Origin of the sequence: Salinicola lusitanus (assembly GCF_003206045.1) — a bacterium.
GTDB lineage: Bacteria > Pseudomonadota > Gammaproteobacteria > Pseudomonadales > Halomonadaceae > Salinicola > Salinicola lusitanus.
The window spans coordinates 22,194-41,743 of the sequence record NZ_PZJM01000016.1; the positions used below are offsets into that span (position 1 = coordinate 22,194).

The following is a 19,550-nucleotide window of genomic DNA, read 5'->3' on the forward strand; positions in this document are numbered from 1 at the left end:
GATGGATATCATGGTGACAGCGGCGATGGCCGTCTACTGCAGTACCGCGATGGGACAGGCGTCGGCGGGGTGGTTCATGACCCGCATGGGGATGCCGTAGATGGCTTCCAGGTTGGTATCGTTCATCATGCTGGCGGGCGCGCCTTCGGCAAGCAGCTTGCCGCTGTGCAGCGCGACCAGGTGATCGCAGTAGCGCGCGGCCATGTTGACGTCGTGGAGCACGATGATCACGCCGAGCCCTAGCTCGCGACAGAGCTTGCGCACCAGCGCCAGCACTTCGACCTGATGGGCGATGTCGAGTGCGGCCAGCGGCTCGTCGAGCAGCAGGTAGCGGCTACCCTGGGCCAGCAGCATCGCCAGCCAGACCCGTTGCCGCTCGCCGCCGGAAAGGGTATCGACCAAGCGGTCGGCGAAGGCTTCGGTGTGGGTCAGGGCGATGGCACGCTCGATCTGCTGATGGTCGTGGCCGTTGAGGCGGCCCAGCAGGCCGTGCCAGGGGTAGCGGCCGAAACCGATCAGTTCGCGGCAGGTGAGGTTCTCCGCGCTGGGCAGATGTTGCGGCAGGTAGGCGACGTGGCGGGCGAACTCGCGAGGCTTCCAGTGCGACAGCGGCCGGCCATCGAGCCGGATGCTGCCCTGGCTCACCGGCTGTTGTTGCGCGAGCAGCTTCAGCAGTGTCGACTTGCCGGAACCGTTGTGACCGATCAGGCCATAGACCCGGCCTTCACCGAAGGTGAAATCGATGGGAGAGAGCAGCGCCTTGCCCGCAATCTCGAAGCTCGCCGACTGGACTTCGAACATGGCCGGGGCAACCTCGCGGTGAGTGGTGGGTCACGTGACGGAATGCAATCCTAATTCAAATACGAACGGTTATCAAAGGCAGTTGTCGCCGTTTATCGTCTGGTGACTTCCCTCGCCTGTCGACCAGCCGTCCGCCAGGAATGCGAATCCATGCAGATAAGCGTGAATTCATGGAGAGGGGCATGGACCCATGAAAAGATGCGTGAACCCCCGAATAAGGAGCGTGAGCCCGTGAAACTGTGGCTATCGATCTTGCTGTTTGCGCTCGTCGGTGCGGGCGTGCTGTCCGCCGTCGCCTCCCACGAACCGTTCGAACCGCGAATGGTGAAACTGGAAACCCAGCGGGCCCTGCCGTCGCTGGCCGACGGGCTGGCCGGGGAGTCGCCGGAGATCAATGCGCTCTTCCTGAGCTACGCCGACGAGCCGGCACTGTGGACCAGCGCCTGGCTCGCGATCCAGAACCACGGCGATCTGGCGCGATCGGCGCTGCTCGATTACGGGCTCGATCCGGCATTCCAGCGGGTGCTGGTGCGCTACGGGGCGGATGCGGTCCTGCCGGTGGTCTATTACCGCGATCACGATATCGCCACGCTGCGGGCGCAGCACTGGATGGGTACCCGCTACCGCGCGGCGAGCGAGCGGTTGGCGCGCTGGTGGGGCGATGACGCGCGCGATACCGATGCGGGCGTCTCTTCCAGCCAGGGCGATAGCGAGAGCCAGGCCGAGGACGCGATCCCAGGGGAGAGCGACAAGACTGACTCATCGCTGACGCCGGCCCGCCGCGGGCAGGTCGCCATCGCCATTCTCGATGCCAAGGGCCACGATTTTCTGCAGCAGTTCGTGGTCGATCCTGACGGCGAGGTGCAGTGGCTGCAGAGCGAGCGCCTGGTGAGCGACCTCGGTGATCTCTTCACCAGCGGGCTGCGCGACCTGGAGAGCCAGTGGCGACGCGGCGACGCGATCGGGGTGGCCGATATCGGCTGGGCGGGCGTCGACCTGCTGGTGATGGCCAGCGCGGTCAAGGTGCTGCGGGCCGGACGCGCGGTGCGGGCGGGTGCGGCCGCCGAAGGGCAGGGCGCGCGGGCCGCCGGACGTGGCGTGCTGGCCGGTGGCGGGCGCTTCGTCAATCTTTCGCGGGCCGCCAAGGTCGCGGCGATCACCGGCACGGCCTATGTGGTCGTGCGGCATCCCAGTCTGGTCAGTGCGCTGGGTGCCAACGTCTCGCGATGGCTGGGCTGGCCGGTATGGCTGGGGCAGTTTCTGCTCTGGGTGGTGGTGCTGTTGCCGCTGCTGATCGTCGTCCGGTTCGTCTATCGCTGGTTGCTGGCGCCGCTGCTGTGGCTACTGGTGCCGTTGCTGAGAGCGACCTCGAGAACGCCGCGATGGCTGATGAAAAGGCAGCGCTCGCCTGGCAATGGCACACTGCAGACTCGACCGGAAAACGATGCGAGAACGGATCCCACGCTATGAAACACGAAGCCTGCGATGACAACGAAGCCTATCGCCTGGTCCTCGAACCGCCCGATATCGAGACCTATATGCGGCTTCGCCGCGAGGCCGGCATGAACCCGCGCAGTGCCGCCGGTGCCGAGCGCGGCCTGCCCGGCAGCCTGTTTGCCGTGCAGGTCGTCCACCTGGGGGAAGAGGGAAACGAGACGGTGGGCATGGGCCGCGTCGTCGGCGACGGCGGCTGCTTCTACCAGGTGGTGGATATCGCCGTGCAGCCGGCACACCAGGGGCGTGGCCTGGGCAAGCGGATCATGGCCGAGATTCGCGCCTATATCCTGCGCGAGGCGCCGGAAAACGCCTTCGTCAGCCTGCTGGCAGACGGCGAGGCCCACCGGCTCTACGCCCAGTTCGGCTTCGAGCCCACCGAGCCTCATGCCATCGGCATGGCGTGGTATCCCGACCGAGCCGGCCATCGGTCGGCCGAAGGCTGACTGGCCGATCAGCGGGCGGTCAGTGCCGTGGCTCGCCGTCCAGCATCTCCAGCTCGTCCTGACAGCGGGTCGTCGCCTGGGCGATATAGCGTCCCGCCATGCGCTCCGAGACGCCGAGACGCTGGCCGATCTCGCGCTGGGTCAACCCTTCCAGGCGATGCCAGATCAGTGCCTGGCGCAGCCGATCGGGCAGTGCACCCAACGTTCGCGTGAGCTGATGGACACACTGTCGCTGGCAGGCATCTGTCTCCGGGCAGACGCGCGGACAGACCAGTACCGGCTCCAGCGCATCGATGGCGATCAGTTCGGGGTGCTGGCGGCGTCGATGATCGATCAGCAGGTTGCGAGCGATACGGAAGAGGTAGGCGCGCGGATTGTCGAGCACCCGGCGCACCGGCGCGTCGAGCAGACGCAGGTAGGCGTCATGGCAGAGATCGGCGGCCTGGTCCCGAGAACCGAGTTGGCGATCGAGAAAGCCGAGCAGCTCGTGGTGGTGTTGACGGTAGAGGGATTCGAACATTGCTTCGCGCATGAGGGCGGCCCCGCGGGCAGAACGACAAAAGTGTCGCGATCATGGCAAAAATGAGAATCATTAGCAATAAGTCATCACCGGGCGCCTCATGGCCGCCCGGTGGTGACGTGTTTCGCTTAACGGTAGGCTCAGTTCGTCGTCGTCAGCGTCCCGGTCTTTCCCGCCTCCTGATTGTTACTGTCACTCGAGGGCCGGTAGGCGGCGATGGGGTTGGCCAGCGTGCCGGCGAACTGCAGGTTCTTCGACGGATCGGCGAGGTCGATCATCTGGCGGTTGTTGCGCAGCTGCAGACGATTGAGGCACGACAGCGTGAACTCGGGCGCGAACAGGTCGAAGCGCGCGAACTTGTCGGCGAATTGCGGATGACGGCGCTGGTAGTCGATCACGCACGCCGCGACCAACCGCCAGAAGTCATCCTCCTCGAGCTGGTTCGAGGCCACCAGGATCTCGGCGAGGAAACGGAAGAAGCAGTCGAACAGATCGGTGAAGATCGACAGGATCTTCAGGTGCTCCGGCACCTCCACCGCAATGCGGCGGGCCGCCTCCGGCAGCGACTGGCCGTTGTCGAAGATGCCGGTCTCCTCGCCGATATCCTTGAGGATCGCGCCGACCGGCAGGTGATCCTCGAGCTGCAGGATCAGGTTCTCGCCGTGGGGCATGAACACCAGGTCATGGGCGTAGAAGCAGTGCAGCAGCGGTGTCATGTAGGCCGCCAGATAGCGCTCGATCCAGGCCTGGGCACCGACGCCGGAGGCGTCGATCAGCGCCGGCAGCAGCGCATCGCCATCGGCGTCCCGGTGCAGTAGCGCAGCCATGGTCGTCAGCCGCCGATGGGGCGCGATGCGGGTATAGGGGCTCTCCCGCCACAGGCACGCCAGCATCTTCTGATACGGACTTTGCTTGTCGGTAGCGGCCTCGAAACCGGCGTGGTGATAGCCCAGCGTGGCGACTTCACGCAATACGCTGAATCCCTGCGCCTGCAGTTCCGGGTCGCTTGCGACCAGATTCTCGACCCAGGCATTGATGGCCGGCGTGCCGCGCATGTAGTGGGGCGACAGCCCGCGCATGAAGCCCATGTTGAGGATCGACAGCGCGAACTTGACGTAGCGGCGCCGGGGCCGCGAGACGTTGAACCAGGTCCGGATCGACTGCTGGGCGCGGTAATCGTCGTCCGCCTCGCCGAGCAGTACCAGGCGCTGCTCGGCCACTTCGCCGGCGAAGGTGATCGCCAGCTTGTGGCGCCATTGCCATGGGTGGACCGGCATCAGCAGGTAGTCATCGGGATCGAGCCCGAGCGCCCGCAGCCGGTCAGCGAAACGCTCGCGGACGTCCGCATCCAGCTCCTCGGCGAACAGGGTCTCGGCATCGAGGCCCTCGATGGCGCTGTACTCCGTGCAGTGGCGCGCGGCGGCCAGCCACAGCGGGCGAATCGCGGCGCCGGCTTCCGGTGCGTAGCGGTGATAGTCCTCGATATCGAAGCCGATCCGGCCGCTGTTGGCGACGAAACAGGGGTGACCTTCGCTCATCGCCGTCTCGAGGGTCTGGAAGTCGGCCAGCGCCAGTTCGCCGGCCGGCGGCACGTCACGGCCTGACTTGTAGGCCATGCCGGCCAGGGTGCTGGCGATCTCCTCCAGATAGGTGGGCAGATTGTCGGGATCGATGCCCAGGCGCGCGCGGCACTCGAGCAGGAACTGCGCCACGTCCAGCGGTTGGGAGGCGCCGTCGCGCGTCTTGGCCAGCGTTCCCTTGTCGATCCACCAGTGATCCAGTGCCATCCGCCGCGCGCGGAATCGATAGCGGATATCGTCGCTATCGGTGACGAGGACGTAATCGGCCCAGCCGTTGGCGTCGATCTCGGTTTCCGCGACCGGCTGCAGCAGTCGCTCGTGGGCGAACTCGCTGATCGCCTTGCACAGCAGGTCGCGGTTGGCGCGCCGCCAGCGATCGGGCCGCAGGTGGGCGCTGGCCTCGCCCATGGCAGTGTCGCGGCGCCGCGAGGCGTGCAGCGTCTCGAACCGCTCGCGGGTGCAGAAGCCCAGGCGCGCGGTCTTCTCCGCCAGCCGGATTTCGCCCGCGTAGACGAATCCCGCCCGGCTGTTGAGCGGGTGGATCCTGTCATTGGTGACGTCCGGTTCGACGACGATGCGGCGCGTCCCCGGATCGCTGAACAGGAATGCCACGATGGTATCGATCACGGCCTGACTGAAGCCGTGGATCGGCGCGGCCGCTGGCGCTTTCGGCGCGACCAGGAAGTGCATTCCACGGTCGCCGGGCCGGACGGCGTACTGCTCGCCGACCGGATCCTGGCGGGGATCGTAGCACTCGACCAGAAACGCCGGCTGGCCGTCACGCAGGCCGATGAACGCCTGGGCGCTGTCGCTCTGCTGCATCTCCCGGTAGAAGGCGGCGACCTGATCCCGGCTGTCGCCATTCATGCCCCAGAAGCGGGCGCGCTCGCTGCTGACCCAGTCGTACACGAGCTCGAGATCCTGGCGTAGCGCGAGGGGGCGCAGGGCGAGGGTGCCGATGCCCGGCCAGTCGCGAAAGAAGCGAACGTGGGGCGAATAGAGGCTGCTGGACGACGTGGCGCTCGTCTCGAGATCGGTGGTGATGCCTGTGGCGTCGTTCACCCTGGCGGCGGGCAGCCGGCTCTGCGGTAGATTCATGCGTCTCTCTCCTGACGGCAAGCGGGGATGGCGAATCGGCGCGCGACAGCGGTCATGCCGTGGCTCGCTGGGGCTGGAACACGCGGTCGTCGGGGGCGCCGAAGTCCTGGAAGGTGAAGCCGCGCTCCACGGGATAGACCTCGCGGCCGGCCAGTTCGCGGATGATGCAGGCGTTGCGGTAGCACGCCATGCCGAGATCGGGGGCGACCAGGCCGTGGGTATGCAGCTCGGCGTTCTGGACGAAAATGTCGTCGTCGGTGCCGATGCCGTAGTAACGGCCCACCGCATAGCGACCGGCGCCATCCCGGCGGATCCGGTCCTCGATCGGGGCGAGGAAGGCCGGGGTCTGCGCCGCGTAGCCGGTGGCCAGGATCACGCCCTCCGTCTGGTGTTCGAAGCGGCGATCCTGCTCGGTCTGGGTGAAGGTCAGGTCGAAGCGGCGATGGGCGGCATCGAAGCGGCAGCTCTCGAGCTGGGCGCAGGTCAGCAGGTGGGTGTCCACCTTGCCCTGCAGGCTCTTGGTGTAGAGGCGGTCGTAGATGGTGTTGATGAGATCGAGATTGATGCCCTTGTAGAGCCCCTTCTGCTGGCCCATCAGTGCGTTGCGGGTCGCCTCGGGCAGGGCATGGAAATAGTCGATGTAATCCGGCGAGGTCATCTCGAGCGTCAGCTTGCCGTACTCCAGCGGGAAGAAGCGTGGCGAGCGGGTGACCCAGCTCAGGGTATAGCCGTGGGTGTCGATCCCCTCGAGCAGGTCGAGATAGATCTCGGCGGCGCTCTGGCCGCTGCCGACGATGGTGATCGCCGACTTCGCCTGCAGCGCGGCCTTGTGGTCGAGATAGCGGGAAGAGTGCACCACGCGCTCCGCCACCGACTGGCAGCACGCCGGAATCAGCGGCTCGTTGCCGGTGCCCAGTACCAGCCGGCGGGCGCGGTAGATGCGATTCTCGTTCTTCCGGGTATCGCGGCAACGGATGCGATAGCACTGCTCGGTGTCGTCGTAGGTGATGCTCTGAACATCGCGATGGAAGCGCAGCGACTCGAGCTGCGTGGTGACCCACTGGCAGTACCGGTTGTACTCGCTGCGCAGCAGGAAGAAGTTCTCGCGAATGTAGAAGTTGTAGAGTCGCCCCTGGGATTTCAGATAGTTGAGGAAACTGAAACGGCTGGTCGGGTCGGCCAGCGTGACCAGGTCGGCCATGAAGGGGGTCTGCAGGGTGGCATCCTCGAGCAGCAGCCCAGGGTGCCAGTCGAAGCTCGAACGGCGCTCGAGGAACAGACCGTCGAGATCGTCGATGGGATCGGTCAGGCAGGCGAGGCCGAGGTTGAACGGCCCCAGGCCGACGGCGATGAAGTCGTAGATGCGGCTCAGCATGTTGACTGGCTCCAGACGAGGGATGGACGAGAGGTCGACGCCAGCGATTCGCCGACCCGGGCGATCTCCGCCACCAGCGCCACCAGCTCCTCGAGGCGGGTCATGGGGTTGAGCAGCGTGAACTTGAGATGGAAGCGGCCGTCGACCCGCGTACCGGCGACGACCGCCTCGCCGCGTCGCGACAGCGTCTGGCGGATCTGCTGGTTGAGCGTGTCGAGATCGCTGTCGTCGTCCACGCCGCCGGGGCGGTAACGGAAGACCAGCGTGCTCAACGCCGGCGGCAGCAGTACCTCGATGTCGTCTCGCTGGCGCATCGCCCGGTAGGTCTGCCGCGCCAGCTCGATCACTTCGTCGAGATAGTCGCCCAGGCGCTCGGCACCCAGCGTGCGAAGGGTCATCCAGAGCTTCAAGGCATCGAAGCGACGGGTGGTCTGCAGGCTCTTGTTGACCAGGTCCGGGGTGCCTTCCTCGGCCTGGTCGCGGGGGTTGAGGTAGTCGGCGTGATAGGTGATGTGGCGCAGCTGGCGGCGGTCGCGAACCAGGCAGGCGCTGCAGCTCACCGGCTGGAAGAAGGTCTTGTGGTAATCGATGCTGACCGAGTCCGCCTGCTCGATCCCGGCGAGCCAGTGACGGTGTCGGCGGGAGAGCAGCAGCCCGCCGCCATAGGCCGCATCCACATGCAGCCAGATGCCGCGCTCGCGGCAGCGTTCGGCGATGGCGGGGATCGGGTCGATGCTACCGAAGTCGGTGGTGCCCGCGGTGGCGACGATCGCGAACGGAATCAGCCCCGCCTCGTCGCACTCGTTCAGCGCCGTCTCGAGCGCCCCGATATCCATGCGCTTGTCAGTGTCGCTCGGCACGGTGATCACGGCGTCGTAGCCGAGGCCCAGCAGCGCGGCCGCCTTCTGGACGCTGAAGTGGCTGACCTCGGAAGTGAGGATGCGTAGCTGGCGGTAGTTCGGGGGGAGCCCGTGATGGCGATTGCCGGGGTGTCCGGGCATCGCCTCGCAGGCGCTGTCGCGGGCGATGCTCAAGGCCATCAGGTTGGACTGGGTACCGCCGCTGGTGAACACGCCGTCGGCGTCCTCGCCGAGGCCGACACGCGCCGCCGTCCAGTCGACCAGTTTCTGCTCGATCAGGGTCGCGCCGGCACTCTGGTCCCAGGTTTCCACCGCCGTGTTGAGCGGCGTGGCGATCGCCTCGGCCAGGATCGACGGCAGCGTGATCGGGCAGTTGAGATGCGCGACGTAGCGCGGGTGGTGGAAGTACACGGCGTGATCGAGATAGAGCCGCTGCAGCTCGTCGAGGCTGGCCTCGAGATCGTCGAGCGGCCGGTCGAGATCGATCGCCTCGAAGGCTGGCTGCAGTTCGCGGGGTTCGATACCGCTGCAGGGATTGCGGGCGCGGGTCAGGGTGTCCCGGACCCGCTCCACGCAGCGCTGCATGCCACTGCAGTAGGCCTCCAGCGCCTGCTCGTTGAACAGCGCCGGCGGTTCGTCCCGGCCGTCGGGTCGGGAGTGTCGTAGCACAATGGCGGGAGCAAGCTCCGTGTCGTATCGCATGGCAGATCCTCCTGATTGCCTCACTTCGGCGCCTGGGTCGATGGCCGGAAGCGCCGGGATGACGTTCCTGCGGACAAAGGCGCGGCCTACGCGACGCCGTGGGCGCGCGTTGATGAACCTCGAATACGGTGATGCATGCTTGGTGGCCCGATGGTGCTGCCGGGCCGGACTGTCGCGTGGCGAGTCGAGACGGGGAGGCGTCCCTGCCTCCCGGTTCGCCAGGCGCCCGCGTAGTCGAATGGTCTAGCTGTGGTCTCCTCCCGGTGGGATCAGAACTGATAGGAAACGGTGGCGGTGACGTTACGCTCCGCGCCGAAGTAGCAGTACTCGAGCGAGTTGCATGACGACACGTACTCCTTGTCGAGCAGGTTGCCGACGTTGACCCGGGCGCTGACCCCTTGCAGACCGACATGGCTCAGGTCATAACCCACTGCGGCATCCACCAGGGTGTAGTCGGGAACCGTTTTGGTATTGGCGCGGTCGGCATAGACATCCGCGTAGTAACGTACACCGACACCCGCGTCGAGCCCGTCGAGTGCGCCGCGATCAAAGGCGTAGTGGCCCCACAGGCTGGCCTGGTGGCGCGGCGCATAGATGGCGTAGTTGCCGTCCTCGTCCGGATCGTCGCTCTTGGTGTAGCGAATGTCGGTGTAGCTGTAGCCGGCCTGCAGACGGAAGTTGTCGGTCAGCCAGGTCCTGGCCTGCAGCTCGACGCCCTGGGAGCGGATCTCGCCCACGGAGCGGTAGGGGTCGCTGGGCTGCTCCTTGGTGGCCACGTTCTTCTGATTGATCCGGAACAGCGACAAGGTGTAGAGATCGCGGCTTCCCGGAGGCTGGTACTTGAGCCCGGTCTCCCACTGTTCACCTTCCATGGGTTCCAGCAGATCGCCTTCCGCATCGACGAAACTGGTCGGTGTGAAGGCGGTGTTGTAGCTCAGGTAGGGCGCGAGGCCGTTGTCGAACAGGTAGAGCGCGCCGGCACGACCGCTGAACTGGGTGTCGTCGAGTGTGCTCTCGCTATCGGTGAGATGGTTCTTGTTCTTGATATCGACCCAGTCGTAGCGGCCGCCCAGGGTGATACGCCACTGGTCGATCGCCATCTGATCCTGCAGGTAGATCCCGGTCTGGCTGAGTTCATGGCGCTCTTCCGCGCTCGTGTAGATACCCGGCGCTTCAGGGTCCGCACCATAGCTGGGGTCGAAGGCATCGAGGCTGGGGAAGGAACCATAGGTCCAGGTGACGTCATTCTTGCGCTTCTGATAATCCACGCCGACCAGCACGGTGTGGTCGATGAAACCGCTCTTGAGCTTCGCCTCCACCTGGTTGTCGACGGTCCAGGCCTGCAGCGACTCGCGTCCGCCGGAGTAGTAGCGGTTCAGTTCGTTGGAGTCCGGCGACACCCAGCCGAAGCCGTAGACCTGGTTCAGCTCGACGTCCGAGTTCAGGTAGCGCAGTTTCTGACGCCCGGTGACGTTGTCGCTGAAGCGGTGCTCGAGGTTGTAGCCGAACATGCGCTGGGTGCGCTCGAACTTGTCGTAGTCGGCCTCGCCGTCGAAGAAGTTGTTACTGATATGGCGGCCATTGTGGCGACTGACGGCGCCCTCGTAGGGTACGCCGGAGTGATAGCCGCCTTCCGGATCGTGCTGCAGGTAGGCCATCAGGGTGATGCTGGTGTCGTCGGTGGCGTCCCAGGTGATCGAGGGCGCGATGGCGTAGCGCTCCTCCTCGACATGGTCGAACTGGGTGTCCGACTTGCTGCCGATGCCGACCAGGCGATAGGCGACGCGCCGCTCGTCGTCCAGCGGACCGGAGAAGTCGAACGCGGCGCTGCGCTGGCTGTTGGTGCCAGTGCTGAAGCGGAGCTCGTTGCGACTCTCGAACAGCGGCTTCTTGCTGGTCAGGGCCACGAGACCACCGGGCGACGAGCGCCCGTAGAGCACCGAGGCCGGCCCCTTGACGATCTCGACGTTATCCAGGAACCACGGATCGATCACCATCGAGCTGTAGCTGTTGGCATCGCCCATCACCTTGAGCCCATCGAGATAGGTGTTGCTCAGGCTGCCATCGGAGAATCCGCGCATGACCAGGTAGTCGTAACGATTGGAGGCGCCGACCTGGTTGGTGTAGACCCCGGGCGTGTACTGCGCCGCTTCGCGCACCGTGCGCACGCCGCGTTCGTCCATCTCGGCGCGGTCGACGTTGGAGACCGTCTGCGGCGTTTCGACGATGGGCGTTTCGGTCTTGGTCGCGGCCGACTGTCCGGTCACCGTGACGGTATCGAGGTTGGCGGTTTCAGCCGACGCCGTGGCGGCGACGGTGTCGTTGCCCGTCTGCTGGGCCCAGACGGGAAACGACAGGCAGGCGCAGGCCAGTGCACTTGCCGGATAGCGCAGAACGTAATGCATGAACGACAGGCTCCCCTTGAATGAAAATCGTTCTTATCCATGAATGTTGCCAGTAAGAAGACGTAGGAAAGCCCGGTTTCTGAACCGCAATGACAATTATTTTCAAAAAAAAGAGAGGGGCGGTACGGCGAGAACGGCGAATAACAGACGATCTGGGGAAGCGGGAAGCGGGAAGCGGGAAGCGGGAAGCGGGAAGCGGGAAGCGGGAAGCGGGAAGGGCCGGCGTGTGCCGGCCCGGCCGCTCACCAGGCGATGATGGCGATGATCACCAGGGCGAACAGTGCCCACTTGATGGCGTAGTAGAGCGTCTTGTTGCGCTTCTTGAGTGCCTTGCCCTGGCGCCGCACCGCGTAGATGTACTTGAAGGCCCGATTCAGCCCACCGGTGCGATCGCTGTCGTCGTTGGGCGAACTGGCAGCGGCCATCACGGTACGGCCGAAGAAGTGGTTGAGACTGCGGGCCCAGCCATACTTCATCGGACGTTCGATGTCGCAGAACAGGATGATGCGATTCTGCTCGGTGCCGTTCTCGGCGCGGTGCAGATAGGTCTCGTCGAACATCACGGCCTCGCCGTCGCGCCAGCTGTACTTCTCGCCATCGACATCGATATAGCAGCGGTCGTCGTTGGGCGTGATCAGGCCCAGGTGATAGCGCAGGGAGCCGGCATACGGGTCCCGGTGCAGGGTCAGATGACTGCCCGCCGGCAGCTCGGCGAACATCGCGGCCTTGACGTTGGGGATGCCCGCCAGCAGCTGCGTGGTCTGCGGGCAGAGCTGCTCGGCCGAGGCGTGGCTCTCGCCGTACCACTTCAGGTAGAAGCGCTTCCAGCCCCGGCGGAAGAAGGAGTTGAAACCGGCATCGTCGTAGCGGGAAGAGGCCTTGATGTGGTCCTGCAGCGCCATCGCCTCGTCGCGGATCGTCTCCCAGTTACCGGTCAGGCGCTCGAGCTCCGGGTAGTTCCCCAGATCATGGTAGGGGCGATCCTTGTCGCGCCCGAACAGCGTCATCAGCGCGTTGATCGGCGCCATGAAGGTCGAGTGATCGGAGAGCTGGCGCAAGGGCCTGTGGCGCACGCGCCCGCGGTAGTGCGTGTAGAGCACGCTGGCGACGAAAAGCAGTATCAGTATCCACTTGATCATGGGATCGGTTCCGCTGGCGAGCCGATCGCCACGGGCGATCGTGCTTCAGTGAAATTAGTTTGGTCGCTCACGATTCTCGCGAGATCGCGATCAGCGTCAAGAGATAGTCGCCGATTTTCGCCACCTGCCCGGTCAGCCGAGCACCGGCCCGCCACTCTGGCGACAGTGTCTCGAGCAGCTCGATGGCGACGGTTCCGCCTTCGGCGTCCCAGGCGGTCACCCGGGCATGGGGAAAGTAGAAGCGTCGATGCACCAGCGGGTAGAGCGCCTTGAACAGGCTCTCCTTGAGTGAGAACGCCACGGTGAGGAACTCCCCTTGTTGCGCCCCGGGCAGGCCATCGAACCAGGCGCGCTCCGATGCCACCAGGATCTGTGGCGCGAGACGGCGCGCGCGTTCAGCGGTCATCTCGACCTCGGCGTCCAGGCCGATGCCCAGACACGCTGCCCGCTCGGCGACGACCGTTGCCGCCAGCCCCCGGCTGTGAGTGATCGAGCCGACGGTGCCCGCTGGCCAGCGGGGGAGTCGCTCCGCGTCCTGTGCCGGCGTCGTCGGCGAGCCCGTCAGCTCGGCGAGCGCGTGGCGGGCGCTCAGTCGGCCGGCCAGGAACTCGGCCCGGCGCTTGGCCGCTGCCGTCGCCAGACGATCCGGCAGCGAAAGGTGCCAGCCATCGAGATCGGCTTCGCACAGCACTCCGGTATCGAAACGCAGGGCACTGAACCTCGCCCAGGGTAATGCTTCACGCCAGGGCCACTCGCTCAGTGGCGAGTGGCACCCCGGCGGCAGTGCAGTGACAGCAGATTCGGATCCGGACATCGCTTAGCGATCGACCAGCACGGCATTCAGCTCGACCGGCACCTCGTCGCCAATCTGCTGGTATCCCATCAGCGAGAGGATCGAACGTACTGTCTGGTTCTTCATCAATTCCCTGCCATCGAGCGATACCGGCTCGGCATTGCGGGCGCGCACCACGTCGGTCGCCTCACGGGTGAAGCGCACCGGCAGCTTCTCCTGGCGCTGCTCGCCGTTGGAATCGGTACGGAGCGTCAGTATCTCGACCGTCGACTGGCCGACGGCCAGCGAGTTGATCCGTTCCGGGGGCAGATGAGTGACGACCGTCACCAGGGTGGTATTGGTGAGCGAGGACATCCACGGCGGCAGATTGCCGAGGCGGTCCAGCACGTCGGTCTGGTTGAGCCGAATGGGCAGCTTCAGCGTACCATCCGCGCTGATCTGGCCCTCCATGCGGCGCAGGGCGTGCTCGTGGGTGATCGACTCGCCCCCGCTGGTGATCTCGGTCACCGTGGCCGTGACGTGGGACTGATTGGGGTCGAGCTGCCATGCCGCCTGGGCCAAGCCGCAGGACAGGGCCAGACCGGCGGCCAGGCCGATACCCATGACGCGACGAATGATCGGTTTCGGTGACATCGTGTCCTCCCTGGACATTCATGGCCTGCAATAGCGGCTGGCCTGTGCCGACCGCTTTGGTTATCATACGGCTCCCGCGTTTCAGGGCCTATAGCTCAGTTGGTTAGAGCAGGGGACTCATAATCCCTTGGTCGTAGGTTCAAGTCCTACTGGGCCCACCACAGCTTCCCATCTTTCAGATCTTCCCCAGACGTTTTCATAGCGCGAGTGCCTGCCCTCGAACTGCCTATATCCAAGCACTAACTTCTCCAACTGATGCGCTTCGCGCTCTCGAACCCAAGCTTGGCGCTATGCCGTGTTGCCCGTGCAAACGAACGGCGTGCCGGGCTGATTTCTTGGGCAACGCCCGGGCGGTTCGGTTCATTGGTGCTGCGCGAAGGCCGATGCTGACCTGACCGAGGGGGAGAGAGGGTCAGGACCAAGGGATTATGAGTCCCCTGCGCTCAGAGATAGGCCTTGAGCGCCGCATACGTTTTTACTCCTGAGTATGTCGCGCAGGGGATCAGCGTGCATAATCGTTACATTCGAATGTGATGAATCATGGCCAAGCCATTGAGGGAAGGGGGCAGTACAGGGAAATGCTGGTCTACAACGCCACCAAGCAGCAGTTCATCGACGATGTGCGCGCCAATGTCATCACCGACACCATCAATAACGAAGTGGCTCGCCGGCTGAATCGCAACTCGCCCCGTAACGAGATGTTGTCCTGGGAAAACTCGCTGCGCTTCATGATGAGCGCCTTGCTCGATGAAGGTATCCCGGCCTCGGCGGGCGTTGCGATCGAATACAACATCCCGCTGACCAATCGACGTGTCGACTTCATTCTCACGGGCAAGAACCCCCAGCGGGCCGATACCGCTGTCATCATCGAGCTGAAGCAGTGGGAGTCCGTTGAGGTGACGAAAAAGGATGCCATCGTCAAGACTCGGCTGGGCAAAGGAGTGCGCGAGACCAATCATCCCTCGTATCAGGCGTGGTCTTACGCAGACCTCATCAATGACTACAACGAGACGGTGCGGTTGGAGTCGATCCAGCTGATGCCTTGCGCCTACCTGCACAACATGAAGCAGGGAGACGCCATCAATGATGCCTTCTACTCCCATCATACCGGTCGAGCGCCTGTATTCATCTCGCCGGATGCCCTGAAGCTCTCGGCATTTCTCAGCCAGCACATCAAGTACGGCGATAGCGACAACATCATGTATCGCATCGAGCACGGGGTGATCAAGCCGAGCAAGAACCTAGCGGATGCCCTGGCTTCGATGATGGATGGTAACGCCGAGTTCCTGATGATCGATGAGCAGAAACTGGTCTATGAGACCGCTCTCGATCTCGCCCATCGGGTCGCCAAGGGGGGCAAGCAGTGCCTGATCGTCAAGGGCGGCCCGGGCACCGGCAAGTCGGTGGTCGCGATCAACCTGCTGGTGGAGCTGACGAAGCGCGAGATGATGACGCAGTACGTCTCGCGCAATTCGGCTCCGCGCGAAGTGTTCAAGAAGCGGCTTACTGGCACGCGCAAGAAGACCCATATCGACAATCTGTTCAAGGGCTCGGGCAGCTACGTCAACGCTGAGCCGGATACCTTCCACGCGCTGATCGTCGACGAGGCGCATCGCCTGAACGAAAAGTCCGGCATGTATCAGAACCTGGGCGAGAGCCAGATCAAGGAGATCATCGCCGCGTCACGGCTCTCGATCTTCTTCATCGACGAAGCGCAGCGTGTGACGCTGAAAGACGTGGGTACGGTCGAGGAGGTTCGGCGACGGGCGGCGGAGTGCGGCGCCGAGGTCAGTGAGCTGGAGCTGGCCTCGCAGTTCCGCTGCAACGGCTCGGATGGCTATCTGGCCTGGCTCGATCATGCGCTGCAGATTCGCACTACGGCCAACACCGACCTGGAGGGCATCGACTACGACTTCCAGGTATTCGATGACCCGAGCGCCCTGCGCCGCGCGATTCTCGACAAGAACCGCAAGGCCAACAAGGCGCGCATGGTCGCCGGTTACTGCTGGCCGTGGGCGAGCAAGAAAGACAAGCACGCCATGGACATCGTCTTCCCCGAGTACGGCTTTGCGGCCCAGTGGAATCTCGATGACGACGGCATGCTATGGGCGATTGCCGATGCCTCTGTCGAGCAGGTTGGCTGTATCCACACCTGTCAGGGGCTCGAATTCGACTATGTTGGCGTCATCATCGGGGACGACTTCGTCATTCGCGACGGGCGGGTTGTGACGGACGCGGCCAAGCGCGCCAGCCAGGATCGCTCGGTGCACGGCTACAAGACGCTGCTCAAGCAGGAACCGGCTCACGCCCGCAAGCTGGCGGATCAGATCATCAAGAACACCTACCGAACGCTGATGACGCGGGGCCAGAAGGGCTGCTACGTCTATGCCACGGACCCCGAGACCCGAGAATATTTCGCGGCCTTCGCACACGAGTCCGCCGGACATGGTGAGGATGCCGCGCCGGAAGAAGCGCTGGATGGCTTGCATCTTCCCATCGTGACGCGTGATGAGGCAGTGCCGTTCGAGCGCCATGTGCCCGTCTACGACCTGAGCATCGCCGCCGGCGAGTTCAGCGAGGCGCAGATAGCCTACACCGAGCGCTGGGTCGAGCTACCGGATCATGTGCGTATAAGCCCCGACCTGTTCGTCAGCCGAGTGGTGGGGGAGTCGATGAACCGGCGCATCCCCAACGGCGCCTGGTGTCTGTTCCGAGCCAATCCCGGCGGCACGCGGCAGGGTAAGGTCGTCGTGGTCCAGCATCGCTCAATCGAAGACCCGGATTACGGTGGTAGCTTCACGATCAAGCTGTACCAGAGCGAGAAGATCGAGGCGTACGGCGAGTTCGTGAACCAGCGCATCGTGCTGAAGCCCCAAACCAACGCCTTCGGCTACAAGGACATCGTGCTCGAGGACGAGCTTGAGGACCTGAAGGTCATCGGTGAATTCCTCTCCGTGCTGTGAGCGAGTGGGCGGCCGGATGGTCGCCTACGCCGATACCGGCTGGATAGCGAGCGGCATAGCAGGCATGCTTTCCGCTATTCGATACCGCAGAACCAGGTGAGCCCTCCATGTCAGACCCGTTCAAGCAGCTCCGCGACGCCATGGACCAGTTCGCCACCGAGCGCGACTGGGACCAGTTCCACTCGCCCAAGAACCTGGCCATGGCGCTGACGGTTGAGGCAGCGGAGCTGCAGGAGTGCTTCCAGTGGCTGACCGAGGCGCAGTCCAGGGAGCTGGATGAGCCGCAACTGGCCGCCGTGCGCGACGAAATTGCCGATGTTCAGCTCTACCTGATCCGGCTGGCGGGAAAGCTGGACGTGGATATCGAAGCGGCATGCCGGGCGAAGATGGAGAAGAATGCGGAGAAATATCCCGCCGACCAAGTGAAAGGAAGCGCGAAAAAATACACGCACTATCAGGATTGACGTGATGTGTGGCTGCTTTGTCCCCCTGCAGCGGCCTTCTCAGCCTGGCCTCGTCCCTCAAGCTTCCTCCCGCTGAATTTGAACTTAAGCAGGGCCGGAGACTCGGCTTTCGGTTTAAATTATGTTCTAAAAACGGCCTATAATGGCGATTTAATGCTTGAAGATAAACCAGTGTGGTTTATTCTTCATTCTGAAGACGGAATTTAAGGCCGCTTTTTGACGTGAAAATAAACCAGCTGCTGCACAAGATCCCGTATGGCGCCGTGGTGACGACCGCCTGGCTGGCGTCACACGGCGTCACCTCGGATCAGGCGCGTAAGCTGGCCAGCAGTGGCTGGCTGCAGCGCGTGGGGCACGGCGCCTACTGCCAAGCGGGGGAGCCTCTTACCTGGGAGAGCGCTGTTTTCGCCCTGCAGACGAGCGGCGACACGGACTTACCACCGCTGTGGCCGGGTGGCCAGACGGCCCTGACACTGCATGGCTTTGCCCATTATCTGCCCATGGGGGAAAGCACGACGCACCTGTATGGCAAGGAAGCCGTTCGGCTGCCCCGGTGGTTGAGTGATGCTAAGTGGGCAGGGCGGATGGTGCTTCACTCTGAAAAGAGCCTGCCGGTGCAGCTTCCCGGTAGCTTCACGGACTACGCGCCGGATAGCAGGGTCTTCAGCTTGCGGGTATCGACACCCGAGCGAGCGGTCCTGGAGTGGATCGCCGTGACGCCGAATGAGCTGCTGTTCGGCAGCGAGATGGTGGATACCTTCGGCGGACTCAATACGCTGCGTCCGCGCCGGCTGCAGGCATTGCTGGAGGGATGCCGTTCGGTGAGAACCAAGCGGGCTTTCCTGGTACTGGCTCGCCACGCCGGGCATGCCTGGTACGGTCGTCTGGAACCACGCCGACTGGACCTCGGCAAAGGTAAGCGGCAGCTCTGCCAGGGCGGCAAGCTAGACAGGGAATATCACGTGACGGTGCCGGAGGCGTTCCTGCATGCCGATTGAAGCTCGCTACCACGAACAGGTCAGGCTGCTGGTCTCGCTGCTGCCATTTCTCAATGACGAGCCGTGCTTCGCCCTCAAGGGCGGTACGGCCATCAACCTCTTCGTGCAGCCATTACCTCGCCTATCGGTCGATATCGACCTGGCCTACCTGCCGCTGGAGACCCGTGACGAGGCACTGCGACGCTGTCGCGAGGCGCTGCAGCGACTGGCAGGGACCTTTAGCGCCAGACTGCCAGGCGTACGGGCCGAGCTTCAGGATAATCGCCGAGATGAGCTGAGGATTCTGGTACGCCGAGGGCGTAGCCAGGTGAAGGTTGAGGTATCGCCAGTACTGCGTGGCACCCTGCACCCGCCCCAGGAGCGCGATGTCGTTGAAGCCGTGGAGGACGAGTACGGCTTTGCTGCGGTGCAGGTGGTGTCGCTGCCGGACCTGTATGGCGGCAAGATCTGCGCTGCGCTGGATCGCCAGCACCCCCGGGACCTTTTCGATGTGAAGCTGCTACTGAACCAGGGCGGCCTGGATCGAAGCGTATTCGAAGGCTTCCTGGTTTATCTGCTGGGGCACCCGAGGCCTTTGAACGAAGTGCTTAACCCGCGACTGAAACCATTGGACGACATCTACCGACAGGAGTTTGCCGGGATGTCCAGGGCCGATATCCCGTTGCAGGAGCTGGAAAGCGTCCGCGATGAGCTGCTGTCGCGGCTAGGCCAACTGATGACGGACGAGGATGTTCGCTTTCTCCAGTCCTTCAAGCAGGGGGCGCCTGACTGGGCACTGCTTCCGCTGGCGGGGGGGGATCGGCTGCCTGCCGTGCGCTGGAAGCTCGCCAACATCCATAAGATGCACCCGGACAAGCATCGTCAATCACTTGAGCTGTTGGAGCAAGCCTTGGGCAGGCTTCGCGAATAACGGCTGGTGCCCTGATGGTTCAGCGGCCTAAGTAGACTTCTCCTCTTATCCCTGAAGCGCTAGGCTGTTACGAATAGTTACGCCAGGCTCAGGGGATGACATGGCGAACAGCAGGGAAGCTCTGTTCCAGCGGGACATCATCGAAACGATGACGACCCACGGTTGGATGGCCGGTACGGCCGTAAGAGGGAGTACGTCAGCGAGTTGGAGTTGACCCACTACCGCCTCACCAAGCGCGAGGAGAAGCGCCTGGTCCTGGAAGAAACCGAGGGCGACTACTTGCTAAATTTGGCACCTAACCAGGCGGTGTTGCTGGTATGGTTTATCGATGTGCTATGAACCAGCCATAGAGCGTGGTGTTGGTCAGAC

General features: G+C 63.9%; 16 protein-coding genes and 1 tRNA gene. 8 read left to right on the plus strand and 9 right to left on the minus strand.

Annotation, left to right across the window (positions count from 1 at the left end):
• Positions 1 to 33 precede the first annotated feature (33 nt).
• On the minus strand, positions 34 to 801 hold the full coding sequence (locus DOM45_RS19040) for an ABC transporter ATP-binding protein (protein WP_110603162.1): 768 nt from the start codon (positions 799 to 801) through the stop codon (positions 34 to 36).
• Between the two features lie 231 nt (positions 802 to 1,032).
• Here DOM45_RS19040 and DOM45_RS19045 point away from each other — a divergent pair, with 231 nt between their 5' ends.
• Positions 1,033 to 2,271 (plus strand): hypothetical protein, encoded by a 1,239-nt coding sequence (locus tag DOM45_RS19045; protein WP_205909514.1) that lies wholly within the window; start codon positions 1,033 to 1,035, stop codon positions 2,269 to 2,271.
• Positions 2,268 to 2,741 (plus strand): GNAT family N-acetyltransferase, encoded by a 474-nt coding sequence (locus tag DOM45_RS19050; RefSeq protein WP_110603164.1) that lies wholly within the window; start codon positions 2,268 to 2,270, stop codon positions 2,739 to 2,741. The genes DOM45_RS19045 and DOM45_RS19050 overlap by 4 nt, the downstream gene beginning before the upstream one ends.
• Before the next feature lie 19 nt (positions 2,742 to 2,760).
• On the opposite strand, the gene DOM45_RS19055 is transcribed toward DOM45_RS19050, so the two are convergent.
• From DOM45_RS19055 to DOM45_RS19095, 8 genes are all read right to left on the minus strand, one after another.
• Positions 2,761 to 3,273 (minus strand): RNA polymerase sigma factor, encoded by a 513-nt coding sequence (locus DOM45_RS19055; RefSeq protein ID WP_110603166.1) that lies wholly within the window; start codon positions 3,271 to 3,273, stop codon positions 2,761 to 2,763.
• A gap of 128 nt (positions 3,274 to 3,401) precedes the next feature.
• A complete protein-coding gene (locus DOM45_RS19060; RefSeq protein ID WP_110603168.1) occupies positions 3,402 to 5,939 on the minus strand; it encodes a GNAT family N-acetyltransferase in 2,538 nt (845 codons plus the stop codon).
• Positions 5,940 to 5,991: 52 nt separating this feature from the next.
• On the minus strand, positions 5,992 to 7,314 hold the full coding sequence (locus tag DOM45_RS19065; protein ID WP_110603170.1) for a lysine N(6)-hydroxylase/L-ornithine N(5)-oxygenase family protein: 1,323 nt from the start codon (positions 7,312 to 7,314) through the stop codon (positions 5,992 to 5,994).
• Positions 7,308 to 8,876 carry a pyridoxal phosphate-dependent decarboxylase family protein gene (locus tag DOM45_RS19070; protein ID WP_110603172.1) on the minus strand — a complete coding sequence of 523 codons (1,569 nt, stop codon included), beginning with the start codon at positions 8,874 to 8,876 and terminating at the stop codon, positions 7,308 to 7,310. Before DOM45_RS19070 ends, DOM45_RS19065 begins: the two co-directional genes overlap by 7 nt.
• Before the next feature lie 269 nt (positions 8,877 to 9,145).
• Entirely contained in the window at positions 9,146 to 11,281 is a 2,136-nt protein-coding gene (locus tag DOM45_RS19075) for a TonB-dependent siderophore receptor (RefSeq protein ID WP_110603174.1), read from the minus strand.
• Between the two features lie 242 nt (positions 11,282 to 11,523).
• Positions 11,524 to 12,420: a lipid A hydroxylase LpxO gene (gene lpxO / locus DOM45_RS19085; protein ID WP_110603178.1), complete on the minus strand. Its 897-nt coding sequence runs from the start codon at positions 12,418 to 12,420 to the stop codon at positions 11,524 to 11,526.
• Between the two features lie 67 nt (positions 12,421 to 12,487).
• A complete protein-coding gene (locus DOM45_RS19090) occupies positions 12,488 to 13,234 on the minus strand; it encodes a 4'-phosphopantetheinyl transferase family protein (protein ID WP_110603180.1) in 747 nt (248 codons plus the stop codon).
• 3 nt (positions 13,235 to 13,237) lie between these two features.
• Positions 13,238 to 13,846: a hypothetical protein gene (locus tag DOM45_RS19095; protein WP_240612476.1), complete on the minus strand. Its 609-nt coding sequence runs from the start codon at positions 13,844 to 13,846 to the stop codon at positions 13,238 to 13,240.
• An 84-nt stretch (positions 13,847 to 13,930) separates the two neighbouring features.
• Between DOM45_RS19095 and DOM45_RS19100 the strand changes: the two genes are divergently transcribed.
• From DOM45_RS19100 to DOM45_RS20425, 6 genes are all read left to right on the plus strand, one after another.
• Positions 13,931 to 14,007: transfer RNA gene (locus tag DOM45_RS19100), tRNA-Ile, on the plus strand.
• A gap of 417 nt (positions 14,008 to 14,424) precedes the next feature.
• Entirely contained in the window at positions 14,425 to 16,809 is a 2,385-nt protein-coding gene (locus tag DOM45_RS19105; RefSeq protein ID WP_110603182.1) for a DNA/RNA helicase domain-containing protein, read from the plus strand.
• A gap of 107 nt (positions 16,810 to 16,916) precedes the next feature.
• Positions 16,917 to 17,273 (plus strand): nucleotide pyrophosphohydrolase, encoded by a 357-nt coding sequence (locus DOM45_RS19110; RefSeq protein WP_110603184.1) that lies wholly within the window; start codon positions 16,917 to 16,919, stop codon positions 17,271 to 17,273.
• Between the two features lie 221 nt (positions 17,274 to 17,494).
• The gene (locus tag DOM45_RS19115) at positions 17,495 to 18,271 is read left to right on the plus strand and encodes a type IV toxin-antitoxin system AbiEi family antitoxin domain-containing protein (RefSeq protein ID WP_110603186.1); all 777 of its coding nucleotides are present in this window, start codon (positions 17,495 to 17,497) and stop codon (positions 18,269 to 18,271) included.
• The gene (locus tag DOM45_RS19120; protein WP_110603188.1) at positions 18,261 to 19,181 is read left to right on the plus strand and encodes a nucleotidyl transferase AbiEii/AbiGii toxin family protein; all 921 of its coding nucleotides are present in this window, start codon (positions 18,261 to 18,263) and stop codon (positions 19,179 to 19,181) included. The genes DOM45_RS19115 and DOM45_RS19120 overlap by 11 nt, the downstream gene beginning before the upstream one ends.
• Before the next feature lie 210 nt (positions 19,182 to 19,391).
• Positions 19,392 to 19,520 carry a hypothetical protein gene (locus DOM45_RS20425; RefSeq protein ID WP_280951708.1) on the plus strand — a complete coding sequence of 43 codons (129 nt, stop codon included), beginning with the start codon at positions 19,392 to 19,394 and terminating at the stop codon, positions 19,518 to 19,520.
• Positions 19,521 to 19,550 lie beyond the last annotated feature (30 nt).

Coding starts and splice junctions, on each gene's coding strand:
- DOM45_RS19040 (WP_110603162.1), bottom strand. CDS start 801: ATGTTCGAAGTCCAGTCGGCGAGCTTCGAGATTGCGGGCAAGGCGCTG.
- DOM45_RS19050 (WP_110603164.1), top strand. CDS start 2,268: ATGAAACACGAAGCCTGCGATGACAACGAAGCCTATCGCCTGGTCCTC.
- DOM45_RS19055 (WP_110603166.1), bottom strand. CDS start 3,273: ATGCGCGAAGCAATGTTCGAATCCCTCTACCGTCAACACCACCACGAG.
- DOM45_RS19060 (WP_110603168.1), bottom strand. CDS start 5,939: ATGAATCTACCGCAGAGCCGGCTGCCCGCCGCCAGGGTGAACGACGCC.
- DOM45_RS19065 (WP_110603170.1), bottom strand. CDS start 7,314: ATGCTGAGCCGCATCTACGACTTCATCGCCGTCGGCCTGGGGCCGTTC.
- DOM45_RS19070 (WP_110603172.1), bottom strand. CDS start 8,876: ATGCGATACGACACGGAGCTTGCTCCCGCCATTGTGCTACGACACTCC.
- DOM45_RS19075 (WP_110603174.1), bottom strand. CDS start 11,281: ATGCATTACGTTCTGCGCTATCCGGCAAGTGCACTGGCCTGCGCCTGC.
- lpxO (WP_110603178.1), bottom strand. CDS start 12,420: ATGATCAAGTGGATACTGATACTGCTTTTCGTCGCCAGCGTGCTCTAC.
- DOM45_RS19090 (WP_110603180.1), bottom strand. CDS start 13,234: ATGTCCGGATCCGAATCTGCTGTCACTGCACTGCCGCCGGGGTGCCAC.
- DOM45_RS19095 (WP_240612476.1), bottom strand. CDS start 13,846: ATGTCACCGAAACCGATCATTCGTCGCGTCATGGGTATCGGCCTGGCC.
- DOM45_RS19105 (WP_110603182.1), top strand. CDS start 14,425: ATGCTGGTCTACAACGCCACCAAGCAGCAGTTCATCGACGATGTGCGC.
- DOM45_RS19110 (WP_110603184.1), top strand. CDS start 16,917: ATGTCAGACCCGTTCAAGCAGCTCCGCGACGCCATGGACCAGTTCGCC.
- DOM45_RS19120 (WP_110603188.1), top strand. CDS start 18,261: ATGCCGATTGAAGCTCGCTACCACGAACAGGTCAGGCTGCTGGTCTCG.